18 protein-coding genes are annotated in these 23,098 nt (G+C 73.0%); 3 read left to right on the top strand and 15 right to left on the bottom strand.

The window, feature by feature from the left end; translation table 11 throughout:
* Positions 1–31 precede the first annotated feature (31 nt).
* The 8 genes from ACZ3IG_RS25680 to ACZ3IG_RS25645 all read right to left on the bottom strand — a co-directional run bounded on the left by ACZ3IG_RS25680 (position 32) and on the right by ACZ3IG_RS25645 (position 11,895).
* Positions 32–1,750 (bottom strand): PP2C family protein-serine/threonine phosphatase, encoded by a 1,719-nt coding sequence (locus tag ACZ3IG_RS25680; protein ID WP_467435172.1) that lies wholly within the window; start codon positions 1,748–1,750, stop codon positions 32–34.
* Positions 1,750–2,820, bottom strand: coding sequence for an anti-sigma regulatory factor (locus ACZ3IG_RS25675; RefSeq protein ID WP_467434956.1), 1,071 nt, complete (start codon positions 2,818–2,820; stop codon positions 1,750–1,752). Before ACZ3IG_RS25675 ends, ACZ3IG_RS25680 begins: the two co-directional genes overlap by 1 nt.
* Complete coding sequence (locus tag ACZ3IG_RS25670; protein ID WP_467434955.1) at positions 2,821–3,261, bottom strand: anti-sigma regulatory factor; 441 nt, start codon at positions 3,259–3,261, stop codon at positions 2,821–2,823.
* Positions 3,261–3,680: an STAS domain-containing protein gene (locus ACZ3IG_RS25665; protein WP_467434953.1), complete on the bottom strand. Its 420-nt coding sequence runs from the start codon at positions 3,678–3,680 to the stop codon at positions 3,261–3,263. The genes ACZ3IG_RS25670 and ACZ3IG_RS25665 overlap by 1 nt, the downstream gene beginning before the upstream one ends.
* The gene (locus ACZ3IG_RS25660; protein WP_467434952.1) at positions 3,677–4,576 is read right to left on the bottom strand and encodes an STAS domain-containing protein; all 900 of its coding nucleotides are present in this window, start codon (positions 4,574–4,576) and stop codon (positions 3,677–3,679) included. The genes ACZ3IG_RS25665 and ACZ3IG_RS25660 overlap by 4 nt, the downstream gene beginning before the upstream one ends.
* Positions 4,577–4,744: 168 nt before the next feature.
* Entirely contained in the window at positions 4,745–5,146 is a 402-nt protein-coding gene (locus ACZ3IG_RS25655; RefSeq protein WP_467434951.1) for an STAS domain-containing protein, read from the bottom strand.
* Between the two features lie 208 nt (positions 5,147–5,354).
* A complete protein-coding gene (locus tag ACZ3IG_RS25650) occupies positions 5,355–7,790 on the bottom strand; it encodes a SpoIIE family protein phosphatase (protein ID WP_467435171.1) in 2,436 nt (811 codons plus the stop codon).
* Between the two features lie 103 nt (positions 7,791–7,893).
* Positions 7,894–11,895 (bottom strand): HAMP domain-containing protein, encoded by a 4,002-nt coding sequence (locus ACZ3IG_RS25645; RefSeq protein ID WP_467434949.1) that lies wholly within the window; start codon positions 11,893–11,895, stop codon positions 7,894–7,896.
* 405 nt (positions 11,896–12,300) lie between these two features.
* Here ACZ3IG_RS25645 and ACZ3IG_RS25640 point away from each other — a divergent pair, with 405 nt between their 5' ends.
* Positions 12,301–12,666: a PRC-barrel domain-containing protein gene (locus tag ACZ3IG_RS25640; protein ID WP_467434948.1), complete on the top strand. Its 366-nt coding sequence runs from the start codon at positions 12,301–12,303 to the stop codon at positions 12,664–12,666.
* Between the two features lie 38 nt (positions 12,667–12,704).
* Here the strand turns inward: ACZ3IG_RS25640 and ACZ3IG_RS25635 are convergent, their stop codons facing one another.
* Positions 12,705–13,139, bottom strand: a complete 435-nt coding sequence (locus ACZ3IG_RS25635; protein WP_467434947.1) for an ATP-binding protein — start codon at positions 13,137–13,139, stop codon at positions 12,705–12,707.
* A gap of 368 nt (positions 13,140–13,507) precedes the next feature.
* Between ACZ3IG_RS25635 and ACZ3IG_RS25630 the strand changes: the two genes are divergently transcribed.
* A complete protein-coding gene (locus tag ACZ3IG_RS25630) occupies positions 13,508–13,795 on the top strand; it encodes a DUF4190 domain-containing protein (protein WP_467434945.1) in 288 nt (95 codons plus the stop codon).
* On the opposite strand, the gene ACZ3IG_RS25625 is transcribed toward ACZ3IG_RS25630, so the two are convergent.
* A complete protein-coding gene (locus tag ACZ3IG_RS25625; protein ID WP_467434944.1) occupies positions 13,773–15,713 on the bottom strand; it encodes an AMP-dependent synthetase/ligase in 1,941 nt (646 codons plus the stop codon). The two genes, ACZ3IG_RS25630 and ACZ3IG_RS25625, sit on opposite strands and share 23 nt — an antisense overlap.
* Positions 15,714–15,904: 191 nt before the next feature.
* On the opposite strand from ACZ3IG_RS25625, the gene ACZ3IG_RS25620 reads away from it, so the two are divergent.
* Positions 15,905–16,138, top strand: coding sequence for a DUF6480 family protein (locus ACZ3IG_RS25620; RefSeq protein WP_467434942.1), 234 nt, complete (start codon positions 15,905–15,907; stop codon positions 16,136–16,138).
* A gap of 13 nt (positions 16,139–16,151) precedes the next feature.
* Here the strand turns inward: ACZ3IG_RS25620 and ACZ3IG_RS25615 are convergent, their stop codons facing one another.
* The 5 genes from ACZ3IG_RS25615 to ACZ3IG_RS25595 form a co-directional block, all read right to left on the bottom strand.
* The gene (locus ACZ3IG_RS25615) at positions 16,152–17,240 is read right to left on the bottom strand and encodes a glutamate--cysteine ligase 2 (protein WP_467434941.1); all 1,089 of its coding nucleotides are present in this window, start codon (positions 17,238–17,240) and stop codon (positions 16,152–16,154) included.
* A 108-nt stretch (positions 17,241–17,348) separates the two neighbouring features.
* Entirely contained in the window at positions 17,349–19,568 is a 2,220-nt protein-coding gene (gene glgB / locus ACZ3IG_RS25610; RefSeq protein WP_467434939.1) for a 1,4-alpha-glucan branching enzyme, read from the bottom strand.
* Position 19,569: 1 nt separating this feature from the next.
* Positions 19,570–20,937, bottom strand: coding sequence for a maltokinase N-terminal cap-like domain-containing protein (locus ACZ3IG_RS25605; RefSeq protein ID WP_467434938.1), 1,368 nt, complete (start codon positions 20,935–20,937; stop codon positions 19,570–19,572).
* Positions 20,938–20,965: 28 nt separating this feature from the next.
* On the bottom strand, positions 20,966–22,684 hold the full coding sequence (treS, locus tag ACZ3IG_RS25600; RefSeq protein ID WP_467434937.1) for a maltose alpha-D-glucosyltransferase: 1,719 nt from the start codon (positions 22,682–22,684) through the stop codon (positions 20,966–20,968).
* The coding region (locus ACZ3IG_RS25595; RefSeq protein ID WP_467434935.1) for an alpha-glucosidase C-terminal domain-containing protein at positions 22,681–23,098 on the bottom strand (418 nt) is incomplete at its 5' end. The genes treS and ACZ3IG_RS25595, both read right to left, overlap by 4 nt.

The following is a 23,098-nucleotide window of genomic DNA, read 5'->3' as shown; positions in this document are numbered from 1 at the left end:
GCGCCGCCGCGCGTTTCGCCACTCGGACGTGTCAGCCGTGCTCGCGCAGGTGGCACAGGAGCAGGCACACGTCGTCGTCCCGCTCGGAGTCGCTCAGCAGCGGGTCCAGGATGCCGTCGGCCGCACCCCCCAGGTCGATGTCCAGCTCGGCCGGTCCGAACGACCCGAGCGCCGCCGCCAGCCGTTCGATGCCCGGGTCTATGCCCCGCGCCCGCCGCTCCACCAGACCGTCCGTGTACAGCGCCAATGTCGTCCCGGGCGCCACCCTTACGGTGTGGTCGGCGATGTCCTGCTTGAGCGGGATGCCGAGCATGGCGCCGGGCTTGGCGTCCAGGATCCGCACCCGCCCGTCCGGGCCGCGCAGCACCGGCGGCGGGTGACCGGCCGCCGCCCAGGTCATCGTCGGCTCGTCCGGGTGGAAGCGGGCGATGACGGCGGTGGCGTACAGGTCGGGCTGGAGGTTGTGCAGGAAGGTGTGCAGCCGGGTCAGCAGGCGTCCGGGGCTGCCGCCGTCCACCGCGTAGGCGCGCAGCGCGGTGCGCAGCTGGCTCATCATGACCGCCGCGTGCAGCCCGTGCCCGGTGACGTCGCCGACCACCGCGATCACCCCGCCGTCGGGCTGACGGAACGCGTCGTACCAGTCGCCGCCGATGTTCATTCCCTGGGTGGCCGGCAGATAGCGCGCGGCCATGCCGAGGAAGCCGGGCGTGGGCAGTTCCGTCAGCAGCGCGCGCTGCAGCGTCTCGGCGATGTCCCGGTTGTGCTCGTAGCGCCGGGCGTTGTCGATGGCGATGCTGGCCCGCCGGGTCAGCTCCACCAGCATCACGGCGTCGTCGGGGTCCCAGCGCTCGCCGGGCGGCGACATGGTCAGCACGCCCAGCGGCTCCCGGCGGGTGGGCAGCGGGATGCACAGCACCGGCCGGGCGGCGTGCTCCGGCGCCGGCGGATGGTCGTCCACCCCGGCCAGCCGGCCCGGATGGTCGGCGGCGTACTGCGGACGCCCGGTGCGGGCCGCGGTCAGCGCCGCCGGATGGGCCGCGGCGCCGCGCGCGTCGCCGTCGGTCTCGAACAGCCACAGGTCGACGTTCCCGGCGTAGGCGGGCACCAGCAGGTCCGGCAGGCGGCGCAGGATCTCGTGGTGGTTGAGCGGCGTGGTCAGCACCGCGCTGGCGTCCGCCAGGAACGTCAGCCGGCGCCGGGCCTCCTCCGCCTCGGTGCGCGCCTTGCGCTCGGCGGCGAACGCCTCCCGCTGCGCCCGCCCGGCGGCGTCCAGTTCGGCGTGGAGCGCCACCACGCCCTGGTTGGTCTGCTGGAGCTCCTCCCGGTGGAAGGCGACCAGCTCCTCCTGTTCGCGCAGCTTGCGCAGCACCAGCGCGGTGTCCTCGTCGGCGCCCAGCAGCGCCTCCGCCAGCGCCGCCGGGTCCTCGGCCACCGTGCCCGCCTCCGGCGCGCGGTCCGGCTCCCGGCAGGCCAGCGTCATCCGCCAGGGCGGCTGGCCCGCCTCCGACACCTCTCGGGACGGCGTCACCAGCACCTCCAGGCGGCCCTCCCCGCACTCCCGCGCGATCGGGTTCAGGGCCAGCCGCCAGGTGCCGCCCTTGGTCAGGCACTGGCGCAGGTGCGCGCTGAGCGCCGCCGACAGCCGGGTCCGTTCCAGCGGCGGCACCCCGTACGCGGCGGCCAGCCGGGCGGTGGCGATACGCGCCCGGGCCGCGTCGAGGACGCCGGAGATCTGCCACGTACGCATCATCACCGGTCCGACGGGTTCGAGGTCAGCACGGCCACGGCGGTGTCGTCCCGCACCGGGCGCGCGGGGCTGCTGGCGTCGCGCACGGTCACCGCGGCCGTGACGGCGGGGTCGACGTGGGGGCGGCACGTCTCGGGCGGCGGCGTCCAGCGGCTGGGCAGGCCGTCACTGTGCAGGATGAGCAGGTGGTCGTCGCCCCAGACCGCCTCCTCCTCGCGCAGGGTCCCCGGCCGGTGCACGCCGACGATCCCGGGCCGGGACACCAGCGGGCGCCACACCCCGGCCTCGCACAGCCGCGCCCCCACGTTGCCGATCCCGGCGAACCGCAGCCGCCCGGCCCGCAGATCGACCTGGGCCACCGCGACGGCCGCGCCCCGGGTACCGCGCAGCGCCCCGTCCAGCCGGCGCAGCGCCTCGGCGGGCGGCAGCCCGGCCGCGCCGCGCAGGGCGTCGGCGGCGGCCGTGGAGGCGAGGGCCGCCTCCGGGCCGTGGCCCAGTCCGTCCGCCAGCATCAGCGTCACCCGGTCCCCGGACCGCACCCACGCCCAGGCGTCCCCCGAGTACTCCGCCCCGCCGAACGGCACGTTCACCCCGCCGGCCCGGACCCCGGCCGTCAGCCCCGGGGCGCCGGAGCCGGCGCCGGTCCGGGGCAGCGTGGCGCCGACCCGGGCCAGCGCCACCGTGCCCCGGTCCAGGACGCTGTGCAGCTCGAAGTGGCCGGCGATCCGCCGGCAGGTGCCCAGGCCCGCGCCGAGCGAGCCCGCCGTGGAGAACCCGTCGCGCAGGGCCTCGGTCACGTCGGCGATGCCCGGGCCGTGGTCGATCGCCGCGATCTGCACCACCGGGCCCGCGTCCCGGCCCGCCGCCAGCACCGGCGGCGCCACGACGTCGATGAGGACCCGGCCGCCGCCCGCGTGCTTGAGCAGATTGGTGGCCAGTTCGGTGGCGACCAGCGCCGCCACCGCGGTGCGCGGCTCGTCCAGCGAGGCGGCGGCGGCCGCGTGCTCGGCCGCGACCCGGGCGTCGCGCACCCGGGTCGAGTCGTGCACCGGCACCTCCCACACGCGCGGCATTCAGAACTCCTCACGCGGCCTGGGGGGCCGCCCCGTCCAGGAGGTCACCCGGACCGTCGTACCGGCGCCCGGGGCGCTCTCGATCGCGAAGTCGTGCACCAGCCGGCGTGCCCCGCCCAGGCCCATGCCCAGCCCGTCGCCGGAGGTGTAGCCGTCGCTGAGCGCCTGCTCCACGTCCGCGATGCCCGGCCCCTGGTCGCTGAAGACCAGCCGCAGCCCGTGCGCGGAGCCGTCGACGAGGTGCTGCGACTCCATCGTGCCGCCACCGCCGTACACCAGGGTGTTGCGGGCCAGTTCGCTGGCCGCGGTCACCAGCTTGGTCTGGTCCACCAGGCCGAAGCCGAGCTGGGCGGCGGCCTGCCGCACGTGCTGGCGCACCCACATCAGATCCAGGTCCGAACGGATCGGCAGGCGGGCCTCGACACCCGCTGCCGTGCCCATCACGGACGCTCCGGGCGCGGGGCGCCGGGACGGGCGGACGGGACGGGCACGTCCAGCAGCTCCATGGCCGCCTCGGTGCTGAGCGCGGTGTGCAGCCCCGGCAGCGTCAGCCCCAGCTCCACCAGGGTGATCGCGACCGCGGGCCGCATGCCGACGATCACGGTCCGGGCGGCCAGCAGACCCGACTGGGCGGCGATCTCGGCCAGCACCCGGCCGAGGAAGGAGTCGACGATCTCCACGCCGGAGATGTCGATGACCACACCGGTGGCCCCGCTGGCCACCACCGTCTCGGAGAGGTCCTGCTGGAGCTGCTGGGCGGTGCTGTCGTGCAGGTCCCCCTGGAGAGTGACGAGCAGGACCTGCCCCAGCCTGAGCACCGGGACGTGTCCGGCGGAGGGGCCGGAGAAGGCCTGGCTCACCGCTGGTCCGTACCGTTCGGCGAGGTGTTGAAGATGCCGGCGCCCAGCTTGTGCAGCGCGTAGCCCAGCGCGTCGGCGAGGCCGGCGCGGGTGACCACCCCGCCCAGGTCCAGGCCCAGGTGGACGATGGTCTGCGCGATCGCCGGACGGATGCCGGAGACGATGCACTCCGCGCCCATCAGCCGGGCCGCCTGCACCGTCTTCATCAGGTGCTGGGCCACCAGCGAGTCGACCGTCGGCACCCCGGTGATGTCCAGGATCGCGTACCGCGCCTGCTGCTCGACGATGGCCTCCAGCAGCGTCTCCATCACCACCTGGCTGCGGGCGCTGTCCAGCGTCCCGATCAGCGGGACCGCCACGATGCCGTCCCACAGCTTGATGACCGGGGTGGCCACCTCCATCAGCTGCAGCCGCTGCCGGTCGATGAGGGCCTGCCCCTCGCTCAGCGCGGTCTGCATGACCAGGACCCGCAGTGTGCCCATGAGCACGCTCAGCGTGGTCGTACAGGCCCGGACGTGGTCGGCCGGGGCGTCCCGCAGGTCCTCCAGGAGCAGGTTCTCCACGGGCGGACGCAGCGACGCCAGCTCGCTGGAGATCTGCCCGGTGCTCAGGCCGGCCCGCGAACGGGCCGCCGCCATCCGCCCCAACTGCTCCCGCACGGGAGCGAACCCGGCGGCGTCCGGGTCCTCGACCCGCGCCACGTCCGCGACCTCGGCCAGGGCGTCGACCACGGCCTTGCCCGCCTCCACCGCCTCGTCCCGCGAGACCGTGAACACGGCCCGGAACAGAGGCTCGTCCGCCCAGCGCTGCGCGATCTGCTCCCGACGGCCGCGCAGGAAGTCGCGGACCTCGCCGGTCGGCGTTCCGGGCGTTGTGTCCACTGCGTGCTCCGGCACCTGTTCCACTCCTCATCCGCAACTGCGTCGCGCGAACCGTTGCGGCAACGGGCCGGCGACGTGACTCTGCCGGGCGACAACTGTAACCACCCGCCGACCTCGTACGACACCTCGTGCGACAGCTCTCCGGACGGCCGGCGCGAGCCGCGGCCGGGCGAGCGGCGCCGGTCAGCCGTCGCTCTCCTGCTCCCCGTCCCGTCCGGCGGCCCGTTCGTCGACGAGGGCGAGCGCGTCCTCCACGCTCTCCGAGACGGGGACCGTGATGCTGACGCCGGTGAGGTCCAATATGCGGCGCACCGCGGAGGTGGGCCGGATGATGTGCACGCTGCCCGGCAGCTCCCGGGCCTCCTGGTAGACCCGCAGGATGATGTTCATGCCGGAGGAGTCCATGAACGGCACCGCCGACAGGTCGAGCAGGAAGTGCCGCCGGCCGTGGTGGAGCTGGTTGGCAAGGTGGTGCTGGAACTCCGTCGCGGTGTCGACGTCCAGATATCCCTCGACGGTGAGCAGCGCCACGTCCTGCCGGGGCAGGGTCACCTCGACGGACAGCGGATTCTGGGCAATGGGCACGTGTACCTCCATCAGATGCGGACAGCCAGGCCGGTTACCCCCGTGAGTCATTTCGATGCGTGCCTTTTCCGGGGCGCGCGGGTGATCAAGATCTCATCGCATGCAGGTCCCCCTCGTCCGCGGCGTCCTCATCGCCCGCGCGTATACCCGCTGCCGTGCTCTTCATGCCTGCCGGACGGGGCAGCGAGGCGTGTGCGCGCGCCGGGGCTCACGCGAGGCGGACGCCCACCAGACAGGTGTCGTCGTCCGTGTCCGACCTGCTGTAGGTGAGCAGGCGGTCCAGTTGCTGGTCCAGCGTGGTCGGCGCCGTCCGTACGGTGGTCAGCAACTGGCTCAGCGACTCCTCCACGGAACGGTCGCGCCGCTCGACCAGACCGTCGGTGTACATCAACAGGGTGTCGTCGGCGGCCAGTTGCGTCTCGGCCTCCTCGTACCGGGCCTCCGGGACCGCGCCCAGCAGCATGCCCTTGACCAGCGGCAGCGGCGCCGCCGACCCGTCCCGCACCAGCACCGGCGGCAGATGACCGGCCCGGGCCCAGCGCAGGGTGCGCCGGGCGGGGTCGTACAGGCCGCACACCGCCGTCGCGGTCACCCCGCCGGTCAGATGGTGCGCCACGATGTTCAGCCAGGACAGCAGCTGGCCCGGTCCCGCCCCGGTCACGGCCAGACCGCGCAGCGCGTTGCGCAGGACCACCATGGTGGTCGCGGCCTCTATGCCGTGCCCGGCCACGTCGCCCACGCACAGCAGCACCAGCCGGTTCGGCAGCACCACCGCGTCGTACCAGTCGCCGCCCACCAGCTGCTCGGTCTCCGCGGGCCGGTAGCGGACGGCGACCTGGAGGCCGTCCATCCGCAGCGGCGCCTGCGCGGGCGGCATGATGGCGTGCTGCAGTTGCAGGGTCAGCCGGTTGCGTTCGCTGGCCTGCTGCTCGGTGTGGGCGAGCTGGTCACGGGTGGCGGCCAGCGCCACCTCGGTCCAGTGCTGCGCCGAGATGTCCTGGCAGGCGCCGCGCAGCATCAGCAGCCGGCCGTCGTTGTCCAGGACCGGTTCGGCCACCACCCGGATGTGCCGGGTCACGCCGTCCGGCCGGGCCAGCCGGAACGCCGCCGAGGCCGGCCGCCGGTGGTGCATCAGGGTGCGCAGGAACCGGCCGATGGTGACGGCGTCGTCGGGGTGGGCGTGGGCCGGCAACTGCTCCAGCGGCACCGGGGTGCTCGTCTCCGGACGCCCGTACAGGTCGAACAGCTGCCCGTTCCAGGTGATCTCGCCGGTCAGCAGGTTCTCCTCGAACCCGCCGATGCGCCCGAGCCGCTGGGCGTGCTGGAGCAGGCTGGCCAGCCGCGCCGTCTCGTCCTCGATGCGCCAGATCAGCAGGACGGCGTTGCCGTGCCGGCTGATGCTGATGTCCGCGACCGCCGACAGCGCGACCTGGTCGACGAGGGCGGTCAGGCTCATCCGGTGCGCCCGGAACGGCTCCCCGGTGGCGTACACCCGCTCCACGTTCTGGAACAGTTCGCTGTCCCCGGCCGCCATCGGGTACGCCTGGAGCAGCAGCGCGCCGTTCACCACGGCGCGGGGCCGCCCCGCCGGGTCCAGGAAGCGGTCGTTGACGTGCTGGATGAGGAAGTCGGCCAGGCTCCCGGACTCGTCCAGGTGCGGCACCAGGACCAGGGCCGGGTCGTGCAGTCCGTCGGCCAGGTCCACCAGCTCCGCCGCGTCCGGCAGCACCCGCGGCTCCAGCCCGGCGCCCGCCACCGGTACGCGCGTCTCCAGCGTGTGCGCGCACAGCTCGGCCAGCGCCTCCACCTGCCGGACGACCTGCGGGGGCTGCGGGGCCAGCGGCACCGGCCAGGCGATCTCCAGGACGCCGTGCACCCGCCCGCCGGTCCCCGCGGGCACCGCCACCCGGCCGCCCCGGGGGTACTGGTGCCGGCCGAGGCTGGGCAGACCGGTGTCCGCCAGCGAGGTGATCCACCGCCCGTCCCGGCCGGTCAGGCCGGAGCGGGCCACCGTCGCGACGTCCGGCGGCACGTACCGCCAGCGGACCGCCTCGGCGGGCGAGAAGCCCGCGCTGCCGGCCAGGCTGAGCGAGCCGTCGGAGCCCGCCGCCCAGATCGCCACCGCCACCGCGCCCAGCGGCCGCAGCGCCTGCTCCAGCAGGGCGTCGGCGACGGCCTGGGCGTCGTCGGCGGCCAGCGCTCCGCTCTCGGCGGCCCGCAGCCGCACCGCGGCCGACTCCGCCGCCTGCTCGTCCTCGGCCTCGGCGGCGGTGGCCGCCAGGAAGGCGTCGGTCACCTCCGACATCCGGTCCCGGGCGGCCTGGTTGATGACGTCGACCGCGAACTCCAGCGGCGTCACCTGGGCCTGCTCGGCCAGTTCGGCGAGCTGCCGGGCGGCCTGCGCCGGGCCGCAGCCGAGCCGTTCGACCAGGATGCCCTTGGCCAGTTCGATCAGGGCGCGTCCCTCGGCCTCCGCCTGGGCCCGGCTCACCTCGCGGCTGAGCCGCTCCACGGTGGCCGCCAGCCGGCCCACGGGCGACTCGGCGGAGACGCCCACGAGGTCGCCCGCGAAGTCACCGACGAGGCTGTCGGGTCCGCCGTCGGGTCCGCCTCCGGGTGTGCCGCCGGGTGTGCGTTCGGAGATGCTCACGGTGTCACTGCTCCTCGGGTGGCGGGCGCCGCGGCGCGCGACACGGTACGGCGCGCGCCGCGGTGCCCGCCGGGGTACGGGACGGGGGCCGGTCCGCTCACGCGGGCAGCCACTGTCGTACGCGGGCCATGAGCTCGCCGGTGTCCACGGGCTTGGTGACGTAGTCGCTGGCGCCCGAGGCGAGGGACTTCTCCCGGTCGCCGGGCATCGCCTTGGCGGTGACGGCGATGATGGGCAGCTCCGCGTACCGGGGCATGGCGCGGATCTCGGCCGTGGCCGTGTAGCCGTCCATCTCGGGCATCATCACGTCCATCAGCACCAGCGCGACGTCCGGGTTGTCCAGCAGGGTGTCGATGCCCTTGCGGCCGTTCTCTGCGTGCAGCACCCGGAAGCCGTGCAGTTCCAGTATGCCGCTCAGCGCGAACAAGTTGCGGGCGTCGTCGTCGACGACGAGGACCGTCCGTCCGTCCGCCGCGCCGCCGGGCTCCGGCGCGGCCGGCCGGCGCGGTTCCTCGACGCGGACCAGGGACAGGACGTCGCCGGGCTCCTCCGCGGACAGGTGCAGGGCGATCCGCTCGCGCAGCTCGTCCAGGCTGGAGAGGAACTCCAGCGCCCCGCCCGGCACCCCGGACCGCAGCGACTCCTCCAGCGCGGCGTCCGCGCGGTGCCCGCTGTGCACCAGCACCGGCACACTCGCCAGCGCCGAGTCGCCCCGCAGCGCCTTCAGGAAGCGGGACGCCTCACCGTCCGGCATGCCCAGCTCCAGGACCACGCAGTGGCAGGGGTCGGCGGCCAGCGCGCCCGCGGCCTCCTGCGCCCCGACGGCGGTGATCACGTCCAGCGGCGGGCGGTCGCCCGTCTCCTCCCGGCCGTGCGCGAGATCGGCGACCACGCTCTCGGCGACCAGGGTCAGCAGCCCCCGGGGCCGCTCCTCCACGACCAGCAGCCGCCGCGGCCGCTGCCGGGGCCCGGCGGCCGGCTCGGGCAGCGGAGCCGGGCCGGCGAGCGCGCCGGCGGACGCGCCGGCCGTGCCGGGCCCGTCGGACCGGCCGTGCCCCAGCAGCTCCTCGAAGTCGGGCCGGGCCACGGGCAGGAACAGCGTGAACGTACTGCCCTGTCCCGGGGTGCTGTCCACGGTGACGGCACCGCCCAGCAACTGGGCGATCTCCCGGGTGATGGACAGCCCGAGGCCGGTGCCGCCGTACTTGCGGCTGGTGGTGCCGTCCGCCTGCTGGAACGCGCCGAAGATCGTCTCCAGGTGCTGCTCGGGAATGCCGATGCCGGTGTCCCGCACCCGGAAGGCGACCACCGCGCCGCCGCGCAGCACGTTCTGCGGGACCTCACCGTCCGCGGCGGGCTCGATCCGCAGCTCCACGCTGCCCCGCTCGGTGAACTTCACCGCGTTGGACAGCAGGTTGCGCAGCACCTGGCGCAGCCGGGAGTCGTCGGTCAGCAGGTCGGCCGGCGCCCCGGCCGCGGTGCTGATCGTGAAGTCCAGGCTCTTCTGCGTGGTCATCGGCCGGAAGGTGGCCTCGACGTACTCGATGAGCTGCCGCAGCGTGACCCGCTCCGGCGCCACGTCCATCTTCCCGGCCTCGACCTTGGACAGGTCGAGGATGTCGTTGATGAGCTGGAGCAGGTCGGAGCCCGCCGAGTGGATGATGCCCGCGTACTCGACCTGCTTGGGGGTGAGGTTGCGCGAGGGGTTCTGGGCGAGCAGCTGGGCCAGGATGAGCAGGCTGTTGAGCGGGGTGCGCAGCTCGTGGCTCATGTTGGCCAGGAACTCCGACTTGTACTTCGAGGCCAGCGAGAGCTGCTGGGCGCGGGCCTCCAGCTCCTGGCGGGCCTGCTCGATCTGGAGGTTCTTCGCCTCGATGTCCCGGTTCTGGGCGGCGAGCAGCGACGCCTTCTCCTCCAGCTCGGCGTTGGAGCGCTGGAGTTCGTCCTGCTGTACCTGCAGCTCCGTGGACCGGACCTGGAGCTCGGCCGTCAGCCGCTGCGACTCGGCCAGCAGCTCGTCGGTGCGGGCGTTGGCCACGATGGTGTTGACGTTGACCCCGATGGTCTCCATCAGCTGGGACAGGAAGTCGTGGTGGATCTGGGTGAAGGCGGTCACCGAGGCCAGCTCGATGACGCCGAGCACCTGGCCCTCGACGACGATGGGCAGCAGCACCAGCGCGCTGGGTACCACCTGGCCCAGCCCGGAGGAGATCGTCACGTAGTCGGGCGGCAGCTCGTCCACCGTGATGGCGCGGCGGCTGCGGGCGGCCTGGCCGACCAGGGTCCGGCCGAACGGGATACGGGTGGGCCGGCCGTCGTCGTCGGGGTAGCCGTAGGAGCCGACGAGCCGCAGCTCGGGCCCGCGCACGCCGTCCTCGGCCAGGTAGAAGGCGCCGTACTGGGCACCGACGAGCGGCACCAGCTCGTCCATGATCAGCTCGGCGACGACGGGCAGGTCGCGGTGGCCTTGCATCAGGGAGGAGATCCGGGCGAGGTTGGTCTTGAGCCAGTCCTGCTCCTGGTTGGCCCGGGTGGTCTCGCGCAGGGACTCCACCATCGCGTTGATGTTGTCCTTCAGCTCGGCGACCTCGCCGGACGCCTCCACGTTGATGGAGCGGGTCAGGTCGCCCTCGGCGACCGCGCTGGTGACCTCGGCGATGGCCCGGACCTGCCGGGTCAGGTTGCCCGCCAGTTCGTTGACGTTCTCGGTCAGCCGCTTCCAGGTGCCGGAGACGCCCTCCACCTCGGCCTGGCCGCCGAGCCGGCCCTCGGTGCCGACCTCGCGGGCGACGCGGGTGACCTCGTCGGCGAAGGCGGAGAGCTGGTCGACCATGGTGTTGATGGTCGTCTTGAGTTCGAGGATCTCGCCGCTGGCGTCGACGTCGATCTTCTTCGACAGGTCGCCCCGGGCCACCGCGGTCGTCACCAGCGCGATGTTGCGCACCTGGCCGGTGAGGTTGTTGGCCATGGAGTTGACGTTGTCGGTGAGGTCCTTCCAGGTGCCGGCCACGTTGGGCACGTGCGCCTGGCCGCCGAGCCGGCCCTCGGTGCCGACCTCGCGGGCGACCCTGGTGACCTCGTCGGCGAACGCGGACAGCGTGTCGACCATCGTGTTGATGCCCTGGGCCAGCGCCGCGACCTCGCCCTTGGCCTCCACGGTGATCCGCTGCGACAGGTCGCCCTTGGCCACCGCGGTGGCGACCTGGGCGATGGAGCGGACCTGGTGGGTGAGGTTGGACGCCATCACGTTGACGTTGTCGGTGAGGTCCTTCCAGGTGCCGGAGACCCCCCGCACCTGCGCCTGCCCGCCGAGGTTCCCGGCCGTGCCGACCTCGCGGGCGACCCGCGTCACCTCGTCGGCGAAGGCGGAGAGCTGGTCGACCATGGTGTTGATGGTGTTCTTCAGCTCCAGGATCTCGCCGCGGGCGTCCACGGTGATCTTCTGGGACAGGTCGCCCTTGGCGACGGCGGTGGCGACCTGGGCGACATTGCGGACCTGGTTGGTCAGGTTCCCCGCCATGAAGTTCACCGAGTCGGTCAGGTCCCGCCAGGTGCCCCGGACGCCCTGCACGTCCGCCTGACCCCCCAGGCGGCCCTCGGTGCCGACCTCGCGGGCGACGCGGGTGACCTCGTCGGCGAAGGCGGAGAGCTGGTCGACCATGGTGTTGATGGTGTTCTTCAGCTCCAGGATCTCGCCGCGGGCGTCCACGTCGATCTTCTGGGACAGGTCGCCCTTGGCGACGGCGGTGGCCACCTGGGCGATGTCCCGGACCTGCGTGGTCAGGTTCCCGGCCATCGCGTTGACCGAGTCCGTCAGATCGGCCCAGGTGCCCGAGACCCCCGGCACCTTCGCCTGTCCGCCCAGCTGCCCCTCCGTGCCGACCTCGCGGGCCACCCGGGTGACCTCGGAGGTGAACACGGACAGCTGGTCCACCATGCCGTTGAAGACCTTGGCGATGTCGCCCATCAGGCCGTCGGCGTCGTCCGGCAGACGCGTGCCGAAATCGCCGTCCCGTACGGCCGTCAGACCGGCCAGGAGCCGTCGCAGCTCCTGGTCGCCCCAGACCGCGTCGACGACCCCGGTGCTGTCGCTCGTCATGCGCACCCTCGTTCCGCTCCCCAGGAGTCCTCGCGGCAGAGGACTCGGAACCCCGTACGGGCCGATCGGCGGCCCGGTCCTTCGTATGTGCGTTTCCACAGTTCAGCGGAGTTGCCCGAGGAGAAAAATACGCCAGAGTCAGAGGTGTCCGCCGGGCGGGGAACGAAAAGTCGGCCCTGTCCCGGGTCTCCCTCATGCCTTCGGGGTGAGCCGGGCATGAAGCGGCGGCACAGGGGTACCCGGGCGGATTTCGCCGCCGGGCCCCGCGCCGCTGCGCGACGTGCGGCGGCGCGCGCCGAATGCCGGTCGCCGGGGAGGGTAGTTGCTGCTGTGGAGCCGGGCGGGCGTGCTGCCCGGCCCGGGCCACGACCGGCCATGACGCGGGAGGGAAGGAGCAGCGTGCCGATGGAACGAATCTGGTCGTACGCACCGGAGAGCGGTCACGTCGAGGGAGAGGACCTGTCGGGCTGCACCGTCGTCGCGAGCGACGGCACCATCGGCCACGTGGACCGCCAGGCGGACCACTTCGGCATGCGGCACCTGGTCGTCGACACCGGCGTCTGGGTCTTCGGCCGCAGCGTGCTGGTGCCGGTCGGCGTGGTGAGCGGCATCGACACCGGGGCCCGCAAGGTCACGGTGTCCTGCACCAGGGCCGAGGTCAAGGCCGCGCCCCGGTTCCGCACCGACAGCGAGACCATGGACCCGGAGTACCTGACGGCCGTCGGCGCCTACTACGCCGCGCTGCCGCCCCGGGAGACCTCCGCGCCCTGACGCCGGGGCAGGCCTGCGGCCGCCCCCAAGGGCGGCCGTCACCAGGGCAGGAAGACGTGGATGTCCTTGCCCCGCTCGTCGGGCACCACGCTGACCTGGTCGCACAGGGTGTGGATGAGGTGCCAGCCGATGCCGCCGCCCCCGCTGCTCGGGTGGAAGGGCCGGGGCGCGGGCGGGGTCGGATTGGTGTCGTGCATCGCCACGTGCACCCCGTCGAACGTGCGCCGCAGCCGCAGCTGGAAGGGTCCCGGGGCGTACTGCACCGCGTTCGCGGCCAGCTCCGTGACCACCAGGAGAATGTCGTCCCAGTGCTCGGGGGCCGCCGGTGACGCCACGCGCGAGAGGTCGTAGAGGAATTCCTCCGCGACCAGGCGCGCACCGGTCACATTGTGCAGCTCCCCGGTGAAGCTGGCGGTGCGGTCCGTGATCTCCTCGGAAGCCAGTGTCCTGTCCCAACGCGACTCGGCTGCCATTTCGCCTTCCCGGCCCGGCATCAGCAGGGCTGTCTCGTCCTTTCCCGTGCGCCCCCTTCGTCTGCTAGTTCCCGTGCCGGCAGAGCCTACGCGCCTGTTTGCGGCGGCACCGGAAGATGGCCCGGTGTGACCGGACCGTAGCCGACCGTGCGTATCGCCGGAGGCGGGCGGAATCCCGGCGCCGGGTGCCCACGGGAAAAGACACCGGGGGAGTGGAATACCGAATTCCTCTTACCGGTGAATCCGTGACTTGTCAATTCCCGGGAATGCGGGGCCAATTGTGCGGGCACTCGGTGGGCGGAACACACCGGAGCATTCACGACAGGGAGTGCTCCGCCGCTCGAATCCCCCTACACCAGGAGATTCTGATGACCAGTTACGGCAGTTCCCCCACCGCGTCCCCCCGGTCCCGGACCAACGGCCTGGCCGTCGCGAGCCTCGTCTGCGGCATCGTCGGACTGTTCGTCTTCAACGTGATCCTCGGGCCGGTCGCCATCGTGCTGGGCGCCGTCGGACTGCGGCAGGCGGGGGCCAAGGGCGGTGCGGGAATGGCCAAGGCCGGCATCGTGCTCGGCGTGCTCGCCCTCGTCCTCTTCGGCGTGCTGCTCGCGGTGAGCGCGGCCAACGGCGGGTTCAGCTGGTACGTCGGCGGCTGACGAAGACGTTGTCGGACTCCTCCCAGTCCGGGTCGCCGTCCGCCCGGCCCGCCGCCCGCTCCAGGGCCCGCGCGGGCCGGGCGGAGCGCGCTTCGTACATGGCGTCGATCTCCAGGGCGAAGACCCGCGCGATCTCGTCGCGGCGCAGCTTCATCGACGGGGTCAGCAGCCCCCTGGCCACGTCGAAGGGCTCGGGCAGGACCCGGAAGACCCGGATCGACTCCGCGCGCGACACGGCACTGCCGGCGGCGGCCACGGCCCGCGCGATCTCCTCGCGCAGGGCGTTCTCCTCACGGGCCTCCCGCGCCGAGGCGTCCCCCTGGAGCGCCAGGCCCGCCCGCCAGTGCGTCAGGAACTCGGGATCGAGGGTGATCAGCGCGCCCACGCAGGGCCGGCCGTCACCCACCACGGCCGCCTGGTGGACCAGCGGGTGCGCCCGCAGCCGCTGCTCCAGGACGGCCGGGGCCACGCTCGTACCGCCGCTCGTGACCACGGTGTCCTTCCTGCGGCCGGTGATCGTCAGATACCCCTCGTCGTCCAGCCGCCCCAGGTCACCGGTGGCCAGCCACCCGTCGCGCAGCGCGGCCGCGGTGGCCGCCTCGTCGCCGACGTACCCCTGGAACACCGACGGGCCGCGGACCAGGATCTCCCCGTCGTCCGCCACCCGGATCTCCGTGCCGGGCAGCGCCCGGCCCACGGTGCCGGACTTCTCCCGGCCCAGCGGCTGCATCGTCACCCCGCCGGCCGTCTCGGTCAGCCCGTAGCCGTCGTGCACGTAGATGCCGATGCCCTCGAAGAACAAGGAAAGCTCACGGCCCAGCGGCGAGCCGCCGGACGTCGCGCGCCGCACCCGGCCGCCCAGCGTCTGACGCAGCCCGCGGTACACCGTCCGCTCGTACATCGCGTGCCGCAGCCGCAGGTCGAGGCCGGGCCCCGGTCCCGTGCCCAGTCTTCGGCGCTCCCGGGCCTCGGCGTGGTCCCGCGCCGTGGCGGCGGCCCGCTCGAACAGGGCGCCCCGGCTCGCCCGCTGGGCCGTGCGCAGGAAGTCCTTGTAGATCTTCTCCAGCACCGAGGGGACGGTGTAGAGGCAGGTGGGGCGGAAGGAGCGCAGGGCGGACGTCAGCGCCGCCTCCGTGGTCTCCGGCTCATGGGCCATCAGCAGACCACCGCGTACGCACAGCGCCTGGACCATCAGGCCGTACACGTGCGAGAACGGCAGGAACGCCAGGACGGAGCCCTGTTCCCCCGGGGGCGCCGCCGTCGAGCCCCAGTTGTCGAGCAGGACGTCGCAGGGGGACGCCAGCGCGCGGTGGCTCAGGGCGCAGCCCAGGGGCCGGCCCGTGGTGCCGGAGGTGTAGGCGACCACCGCGGTGGCCTCCGGCAGCACGATGCGGCGCATCGAGTCCACCGCGGCCGCCGGTACGTCCGCGCCCCGGGCCGCCAGCTCGGCGCAGGCCCCCGCGTCCAGCTGCCAGACGTGGCGCAGCGCGGGCAGCGCCGCGCACACCGAACCGACGGTCATCACGCACCGCTCGTCCTCCACCACCACGGCCACGCAGCCCGCGTCCCGCAGCATCCAGGCGACCTGGTCCCGGGAGGAGGCCGGGTGGACGGGGACGACCTCGGCGCCCACCGTCCACAGCGCGTAGCCGAGCACCGTCCACTCGTACCGGGTGCGGGCCATGACCGCGACCCGCTCGCCCGGCGCGATCCCCGCCGCGATCAGCCCCTTGGCCAGCCCGACCACCTCGTCGCGGACCTCCGCGGCCGTCACCTTCCGCCAGCCGGCCGGGTCCGCCTCGGGGCGGCGGGCCAGCAGCGGCAGCGCCGGGTCGCGGTCCGCCGTCTCGAAGAGCCGGTCGGCCAGACCGCCGGCCGGCCGGGGAGGGGCCCAGGCAGCGGGAGCGGAGTCGCGCATGCACTGCTCCTGATGTGTGCGGGCTGTGACGGAAACCGTCGGACAGCGTGGTCGACGGTGCCCGAATCTAGCCGAGGCCGCGGCGGCCGGGCACCCGGACGGCCGAACCGCGCGTCCGCCCTTGACCACCCCGGCGGAAAGGGAACCGCCTCCGCCCTGATGACCTCGGTGAGAAGGGGGACCCGGACGGCATGAGCTATACGAATCCCGACCCCGAACCCGAGCGCAGCACCGGCCTGGAACCCGGCGGCGGCGTACCGCCCGGCGAGACCCCGCCCGCGGAGAGCAGCCTGCCCGAGGCCGGTCCGCGCGAGGTCCACAACCCCGCGAAGGGCTGGGGCAAAGGCCCGCTGACGCTGATCGTCCTCCTGGTCGTCCTGGTCGCGGCCTTCTTCCTCGCCTACGCGATCACCCTGATGGTGTGACCGGCGGGGCGTCTCACCCCTGGGTCCGGCGCACGCAGCCGGTGACGACGTCCCGCAGGCTGCCCGTGCGCTCCAGCAGCTCCCGCTGCACCCGGGCCCCGTTGCCGCGCCGCAGCAGCGCGGCGCACTCCTCGCGCACCCGCTCCGTGTCCCCGGCCTCGGCCAGCGCGTCACCGACATGGTCCAGCAGCGCCCGTACGACGGTCTCGGCGGGCATCCGCCGCATGGTCGCCGGATGCAGCAGCTCGCCCGTCAGCCCGGACCGGGCGGCCCGCCAGGCGGCCAGCCGCAGCAGGCTCACACTGTGCCCGGCCGGCTCCACGCCCTCCCGCCACTCACGCGCGGCGGTCTCCACCAGGCCCCGGGCGAGACAGGCGAGCAGTACGGCGGTGTCGGCGTGCAGACACACGTCCGCGACCCGGAACTCCACGGTCGGGTACCGCTGGGACAGCCGGACGTCGAAGTAGATCATCCCCTCGTCGAGGATGGTGCCGGTGGCCACCATGTCGGCGACCCTCCGGTGGTAGCGCTCCGCCGACCCGAACAGCTCGGTGGGACCGGCCGACGGCCAGCGCTGCCAGACCCGGCTGCGGTAGCTGCTGTACCCCGTGTCCTTGCCCTGCCAGAACGGCGAGTTCGCGCTCAGCGCGCTGAGCACCGACAGCCAGGGCCGCACCCGGTCGACGACGGCGACGCCCTCCTCGTCGGAGTCCACGGCGACATGTACATGGCAGCCCATGACCAGCTGTTCCTGGACGACGACGCCGTACTGGCCGGCCATCCACTGGTAGCGGTTGTTGATCCCCACGGCGGGGCTGACCGGCAGCGGGGAGGTGGCGAGCGCGGCCACCGTGCAGCCCAGCTCACCGGCGTGCCGCGCGGCCTCCTTGCGGCAGCGCACGATCTCCGCCTGGAGCCGCTCCATCTCCGCCTGCGGATGCGTGGCGAACTCCAGCATCTGGTCGTGCAGTTCCTTCTCGAACACGTCCTGGTCGCCCGGGTCCAGAGCGGCCCGGGCGAGCACCGCCGCGGACATCGCCCGCGGCTCACCGGTCTCGGGATCGACCAGGAGGAGTTCTTCCTCCACTCCGACGGTACGCACTTGATGCCGCCTTCCTGTGGCCTGTGCGGCGACGACGAGGGTTCTCGAGTCGTAGGAACCTGACTGCCCCCTCACCCGCCGTCGGACACCTGGCGCGCCGCCGGGGTCTCAGCCGGCGAACGGCATCAGCCACACCGTGGCCAGCGGCGGCAGCGTGAGCGCGAGATGACCGTCCTCGGTCTTGACGGCGCCGGGATGGGTGACGTCGGAGCCGCCGTACCGCGCGGCGTCGGTGTTGAGGACCTCCTGCCAGACGGGGACGTCGTCGCCGGTGGCCAGCCGGTAGTCGTGCCGGACGACGGGGGAGAAGTTCGACACCGCCAGCAGCGGGCTGCCCTGCGCGTCGTACCGGAGGAAGGCGAAGACGTTGTCCTCGGCGGCGTCCACCGCGACCCAGCGGAAACCCGCAGGGTCGGTGTCCCGCTGCCACAGCGCCGGGGCGGCCCGGTACCGCGCGTTGAGATCACGGACCAGGTCCCGCACCGCGCGGTGATCACCCGCCGAGTGGTACCCGTCGTCGAGCAGCCACCATTCCGGACCCTGCTTCTCCGACCACTCCGCCCCTTGCGCAAACTCCTGCCCCATGAACAACAGCTGTTTGCCCGGGTGGGCCCACATGAAGCCCAGATAGGCGCGGACATTGGCGCGCCGCTGCCACCAGTCGCCCGGCATCTTCGACACCAGCGCCTGCTTGCCGTGCACCACCTCGTCGTGGGAGATCGGCAGGACGTAGTTCTCGCTGTAGGCGTACACCATCGAGAAGGTCATCTCGTGGTGGTGGTACTTGCGGTGCACCGGCTCCTTGGCGACGTACTCCAGCGAGTCGTGCATCCACCCCATGTTCCACTTGAACCCGAAGCCGAGCCCGCCCACGTCGGTGGGCCGGGTCACCCCGCCCCACGCGGTGGACTCCTCCGCGATGGTCACCACGCCGGGGCAGCGCCGGTAGACGGTGGCGTTCATCTCCTGGAGGAACGCCATCGCCGCCAGGTCCTCCCGGCCGCCGTACACATTGGGCTCCCACTGCCCGGAGTCGCGCGAGTAGTCCAGGTACAGCATCGAGGCGACCGCGTCCACCCGCAGCCCGTCGATGTGGAACTCCTCGCACCAGTACACGGCGTTGGCGACCAGGAAGTTGCGCACCTCGGTCCGCGCGAAGTCGAAGGTGTACGTCCCCCAGTCCGGGTGGGTCGCCCGCCGCTCGTCCCCGGGCTCGTACAGCGGGTCCCCGTCGAACCGGGCCAGCGCCCAGTCGTCCTTCGGGAAGTGCGCCGGCACCCAGTCCATGATCACGCCGATCCCGGCCCGGTGCAGGGCGTCGACCAGGTACTTGAAGTCGTCCGGTGTGCCGAGGCGCGCGGTCGGCGCGTAGAAGCCGGTGACCTGGTAGCCCCAGGACGGCCCGTAGGGGTGCTCGGCGACCGGCATCAGCTCCACGTGAGTGAAGCCGAGGTCCCGCACGTACGCGGGGAGCACCTCGGCCAGTTCCCGGTACCCGAGCCCCGGCCGCCAGGACGGCAGGTGCACCTCGTAGACCGAGAACGGCGCCTGGTGCACGGGTGTCGCCGCGCGGTCGCGCATCCACCGCGCGTCGCTCCACTCGTGGTGCGACGCGGTGACCACGGACGCCGTGTTCGGCGGCTCCTCGGCGGCGCGGGCCATCGGGTCGGCCTTGAGGAAGCGGTGCCCGTAACGGGAGTGGATCTCGAACTTGTACTTCACGCCCTCGCCGACGCCGGGCAGGAACAGCTCCCACACCCCGGACGAGCCCATCGAGCGCATGGGGAAGGCGGTGCCGTCCCAGTGGGTGAAGTCCGTGGCGACCCGCACGCCCTGCGCGTTCGGCGCCCAGACCGTGAAGCGGGTGCCGGCCACGCCCTCGTGGACCATCGGCTCGGCGCCCAGCGCCCGCCACAGCTGCTCGTGCCGGCCCTCGGAGATCAGATGCAGGTCCAGCTCCCCGAGCGCCGGCAGGAAACGGTACGGGTCGGGCGTCTCCCGCGTCCCGTTCTCGTACTCCACCAGCAGCGTGTACGCGGGGACGGCGGCCAGCGGCAGTACGCCGGAGAAGAGGCCGTCCTCCTCGGAGGCGAGGGGGTGGCGCTCGCCGTCGATCACCACGCTCACCGCCCGCGCGAAGGGGCGCAGCGCCCGGAAGGCGATACCGCCGGGCACCGGATGGGCGCCGAGCAGCGCGTGCGGGTCGTGGTGGGCGCCCGCCAGCAGGCGCCCCCGGTCGGTCGCGTCCAGCGGCGGCGCGGTACCGACCGCCCCGGTGGGCGCGGCGGGACCGGACGGCTCGGGGAGCGAGGTGTCGCGGAGGGCCATGTCAGTCTCCTCTCACGGCGAGTCGTTCGATCGCCGCCATGGGTACGGGAAGCCAGTCGGGACGGTGCCGGGCCTCGTACAGCACCTCGTAGACGGCGCGGTCCGTCTCGTAGGCGCGCAGCAGGCCGTGCTTCTTGCGCGGGTCCCAGCCGGCCCGTACGGCGTAACCCGCGCAGTAGGCCTCCCGGCAGCGGCGCGCCCACTCCGGGCGCCAGGGGCGGCGCTGGCGGGCGGCGTAGTCGAAGGAGCGCAGCATGCCCGCGATGTCCCGCACCGGGGAGTGGGCGCTGCGCCGCTCGGTCAGCGGCCGGGACGGCTCGCCCTCGAAGTCGATGACGAACCAGTCGCGCCCCGCCCGCAGCACCTGCCCGAGGTGCAGGTCGCCGTGGATGCGCTGGGCGGCCGGTCCGACGTCGCAGGTGGTCAGCGCGGCGAACGCGCCCTGGAGCCGGGGCACGAAGGGCCGCAGCGCCGGGACGGCGTGCGCGGCGGCGGTCAGCCGCTCGGTCATCGCCGCCGCCGTCCGGCCGTTCTCCCCGGGGGTGCCGGCCGGGAACGCCGAGGCCAGGGCGACGTGCACATCGGCGGTGGCCCGCCCCAGCGCGTGCGCCTGCGCGGTGAAGTCGTCCCCGGCGGCCAGCGCGTCCAGCGCCAGCGTCCAGCCGTCGGTGGCGCCCGGCAGGAACGGCTGGAGCACGCCGAGGGTCGCCTCGAACGGGTGCGTGGTGCGGAACCAGGCCACCGGCGCCGGCACCCGGCCGCAGCCCTGCCGGGCCAGCGCGCCCGGCACCTCCAGGTCCGGGTTGACGCCGGGCTGGACACGCCGGAACACCTTCAGGATCAGCTCGTCGCCGTAGACCAGCGAGGAGTTGGACTGCTCGGCGTCGAGCAGCCGGGGCGCCAGCGCGGCGGCGGGCACCGGACGCGCCGGGTCCGCCTCGAAGCAGAGCGGGCCCGCCGTGCCGGGGTGCCGCAGCCGCTCCAGGAGCAACTGGGCCATCCGGGGGTCCTGCAGCGCGTCGTACACCGTCAGACCGGCGAGCGAGCCCTCCTCCACCCGGCCGATGATCGCCCGGCCCAGGCGCGGCGAGGGGTGCTCGCGCACGCCCAGCAGCAGCTGGTAGCAGTCACCGGCCGGCGGGGCGCCGCCGGGCGCGGGCACCGTGCCGTGCCCGGCGTGGATCAGCAGGTGCAGACAGCCGGGGAACAGCTCCGTCATCGACAGCAGGCCGAGGTCGGCCACGGGCCGGTCCTTGCCCGCGAACCAGCGCTGCCTGGGCAGCCACTGGCGCAGCAGACCGCCGAGCGACGCCATCGGGTCGTCGGGATGGCGCGCGGGTCTCGGGCGCAGGGGTGCGGTCTTCGGCATGGTGACGCGTCCTTTCCTCGGCACGGGCTCATGCCCGGCGGCCGATGCGGGATGCGACTCGGGTGAGCCGGAACCAGTAGAAGCCGTGGCCCCCGAGGGTCAGCAGGTAGGGCAGTTCGCCGATGGCCGGGAAGCGGACACCGCCGAACAGCTCGACCGGGTGACGCCCGGCATACGCGCGCAGGTCCAGTTCGGTGGGCTGGGCGAACCGCGCGAAGTTGTTGACGCAGAGCACCAGGTCGTCCTCGTACTCGCGCAGGAACGCCAGCACCGCCGGATTGGAGGAGGGCAGTTCGGTGTACGAGCCGAGGCCGAAGGCCGGGTTCTGCTTGCGGATCTCGATCATCCGCCGGGTCCAGTGCAGCAGTGAGGACGGGGAGGACATGGACGCCTCGACGTTGGTCACCTGGTAGCCGTAGACCGGGTCCATGATCGTGGGGAGGAAGAGCCGTCCCGGGTCGGAGGACGAGAACCCGGCGTTGCGGTCCGGGGTCCACTGCATCGGGGTGCGGACGGCGTCCCGGTCGCCGAGCCAGATGTTGTCGCCCATGCCGATCTCGTCGCCGTAGTAGAGGATCGGCGAGCCGGGGAGGGAGAGCAGCAGGGCGGTGAACAGCTCGATCTGGTCCCGGTCGTTGTCGAGGAGCGGGGCGAGCCGCCGACGGATGCCGATGTTGGCGCGCATGCGGGGGTCCTTGGCGTACTCCGCCCACATGTAGTCGCGTTCCTCGTCGGTGACCATCTCCAGCGTCAGCTCGTCGTGGTTGCGCAGGAAGATGCCCCACTGGCAACGCGCCGGGATCGCCGGGGTCTTCGCCAGGATTTCCGAGACGGGGTACCGGGACTCCCGCCGCACGGCCATGAAGATGCGCGGCATGACCGGGAAGTGGAACGCCATGTGGCACTCGTCGCCGCCGCTCGGGTAGTCGCCGAAGTAGTCGACGACGTCCTCGGGCCACTGGTTGGCCTCGGCCAGCAGCACCGTGTCCGGGTACTGGGCGTCGATCTCGCGCCGGACCCGTTTGAGGAAGGCGTGCGAGGCGGGCAGGTTCTCGCAGTTGGTGCCCTCCTCGGCGTACAGGTACGGCACCGCGTCCAGGCGGAACCCGTCGATGCCGAGGTCCAGCCAGAACTTCAGGGCGCCCAGCATCTCCTCCTGCACGGCCGGGTTCTCGTAGTTGAGGTCCGGCTGGTGGGAGAAGAAGCGGTGCCAGTAGTACTGGCCGCGCACCGGGTCGTAGGTCCAGTTCGACGCCTCGGTGTCGACGAAGATGATGCGGGCGTCGGCGTACCGGGTGTCGTCGTCGGCCCAGACGTAGTAGTCGCCGTAGGGGCCGTCGGGGTTCTTCCGGGACTCCTGGAACCACGGGTGCTGGTCGCTGGTGTGGTTCATGACGAAGTCGATGATGACGCGCATGCCGCGCTGGTGGGCGGCGTCGACGAACTCCACGAAGTCCGCCAGGTTCCCGAACTCGGGCAGTACGGCGGTGTAGTCGGAGACGTCGTAACCGCCGTCCTTCAGCGGGGACTTGAAGAAGGGCGGCAGCCACAGACAGTCCACGCCGAGCCACTGGAGGTAGTCCAGGCGTGAGGTGAGGCCCTTGAGGTCGCCGACGCCGTCGCCGTTGCTGTCCTGGAAGGAGCGGACCAGGACCTCGTAGAAGACGGCTCGTTTGAACCAGTCCGGGTCGCGGTCCTTGGCGGGCGTGTCCTCGAAGGTGTCCGGGACGGGCTCGTTGACGGTCATGAGGTTCCCGGCTCCCCGGTCTTCGGCGTGGCGGACGGCGGTCGGACGTGCAGGACATGGGCGGGAGCCCGGCCCGGCGTCAGCCGCACGTAGTTCCTCCCGCCCCAGTGATAGGTCTCACCCGTGAGTTCGTCACGCACCGGCACGGACGCGTGCCGGTCGAGGCCGAGGTGCGGCATGTCGAGTGAGATCGTGGCCTCCTGGGTGTGGTGGGGGTCGAGGTTGACGACCACCAGCACGACATCGGAGCCCGCGCGCTTGCTGTACGCGATGACCTGGTCGTTGTCGGTGTGGTGGAAGCGGAGGTTCCTGAGCCGGTGCAGGGCGGGGTGGGTGCGCCGGATGGTGTTGAGGCGGGTGATGAGGGGGGCGATGGTGCGGCCCTCGCGGGCGGCGGCCTCCCAGTCGCGGGGT

The organism is Streptomyces sp. NPDC016677 (genome assembly GCF_055562815.1).
Note: the sequence above shows the minus strand (reverse complement) of the source record. Positions and strands in the feature narration are given on the sequence as shown.

Coding starts and splice junctions, on each gene's coding strand:
- ACZ3IG_RS25620 (WP_467434942.1), top strand. CDS start 15,905: ATGAGCTATACGAATCCCGACCCCGAACCCGAGCGCAGCACCGGCCTG.
- ACZ3IG_RS25675 (WP_467434956.1), bottom strand. CDS start 2,820: ATGCCGCGCGTGTGGGAGGTGCCGGTGCACGACTCGACCCGGGTGCGC.
- glgB (WP_467434939.1), bottom strand. CDS start 19,568: ATGGCCCTCCGCGACACCTCGCTCCCCGAGCCGTCCGGTCCCGCCGCG.
- ACZ3IG_RS25645 (WP_467434949.1), bottom strand. CDS start 11,895: ATGACGAGCGACAGCACCGGGGTCGTCGACGCGGTCTGGGGCGACCAG.
- ACZ3IG_RS25635 (WP_467434947.1), bottom strand. CDS start 13,139: ATGGCAGCCGAGTCGCGTTGGGACAGGACACTGGCTTCCGAGGAGATC.
- ACZ3IG_RS25680 (WP_467435172.1), bottom strand. CDS start 1,750: ATGATGCGTACGTGGCAGATCTCCGGCGTCCTCGACGCGGCCCGGGCG.
- treS (WP_467434937.1), bottom strand. CDS start 22,684: ATGACCGTCAACGAGCCCGTCCCGGACACCTTCGAGGACACGCCCGCC.
- ACZ3IG_RS25605 (WP_467434938.1), bottom strand. CDS start 20,937: ATGCCGAAGACCGCACCCCTGCGCCCGAGACCCGCGCGCCATCCCGAC.
- ACZ3IG_RS25625 (WP_467434944.1), bottom strand. CDS start 15,713: ATGCGCGACTCCGCTCCCGCTGCCTGGGCCCCTCCCCGGCCGGCCGGC.
- ACZ3IG_RS25640 (WP_467434948.1), top strand. CDS start 12,301: ATGGAACGAATCTGGTCGTACGCACCGGAGAGCGGTCACGTCGAGGGA.
- ACZ3IG_RS25630 (WP_467434945.1), top strand. CDS start 13,508: ATGACCAGTTACGGCAGTTCCCCCACCGCGTCCCCCCGGTCCCGGACC.
- ACZ3IG_RS25670 (WP_467434955.1), bottom strand. CDS start 3,261: ATGGGCACGGCAGCGGGTGTCGAGGCCCGCCTGCCGATCCGTTCGGAC.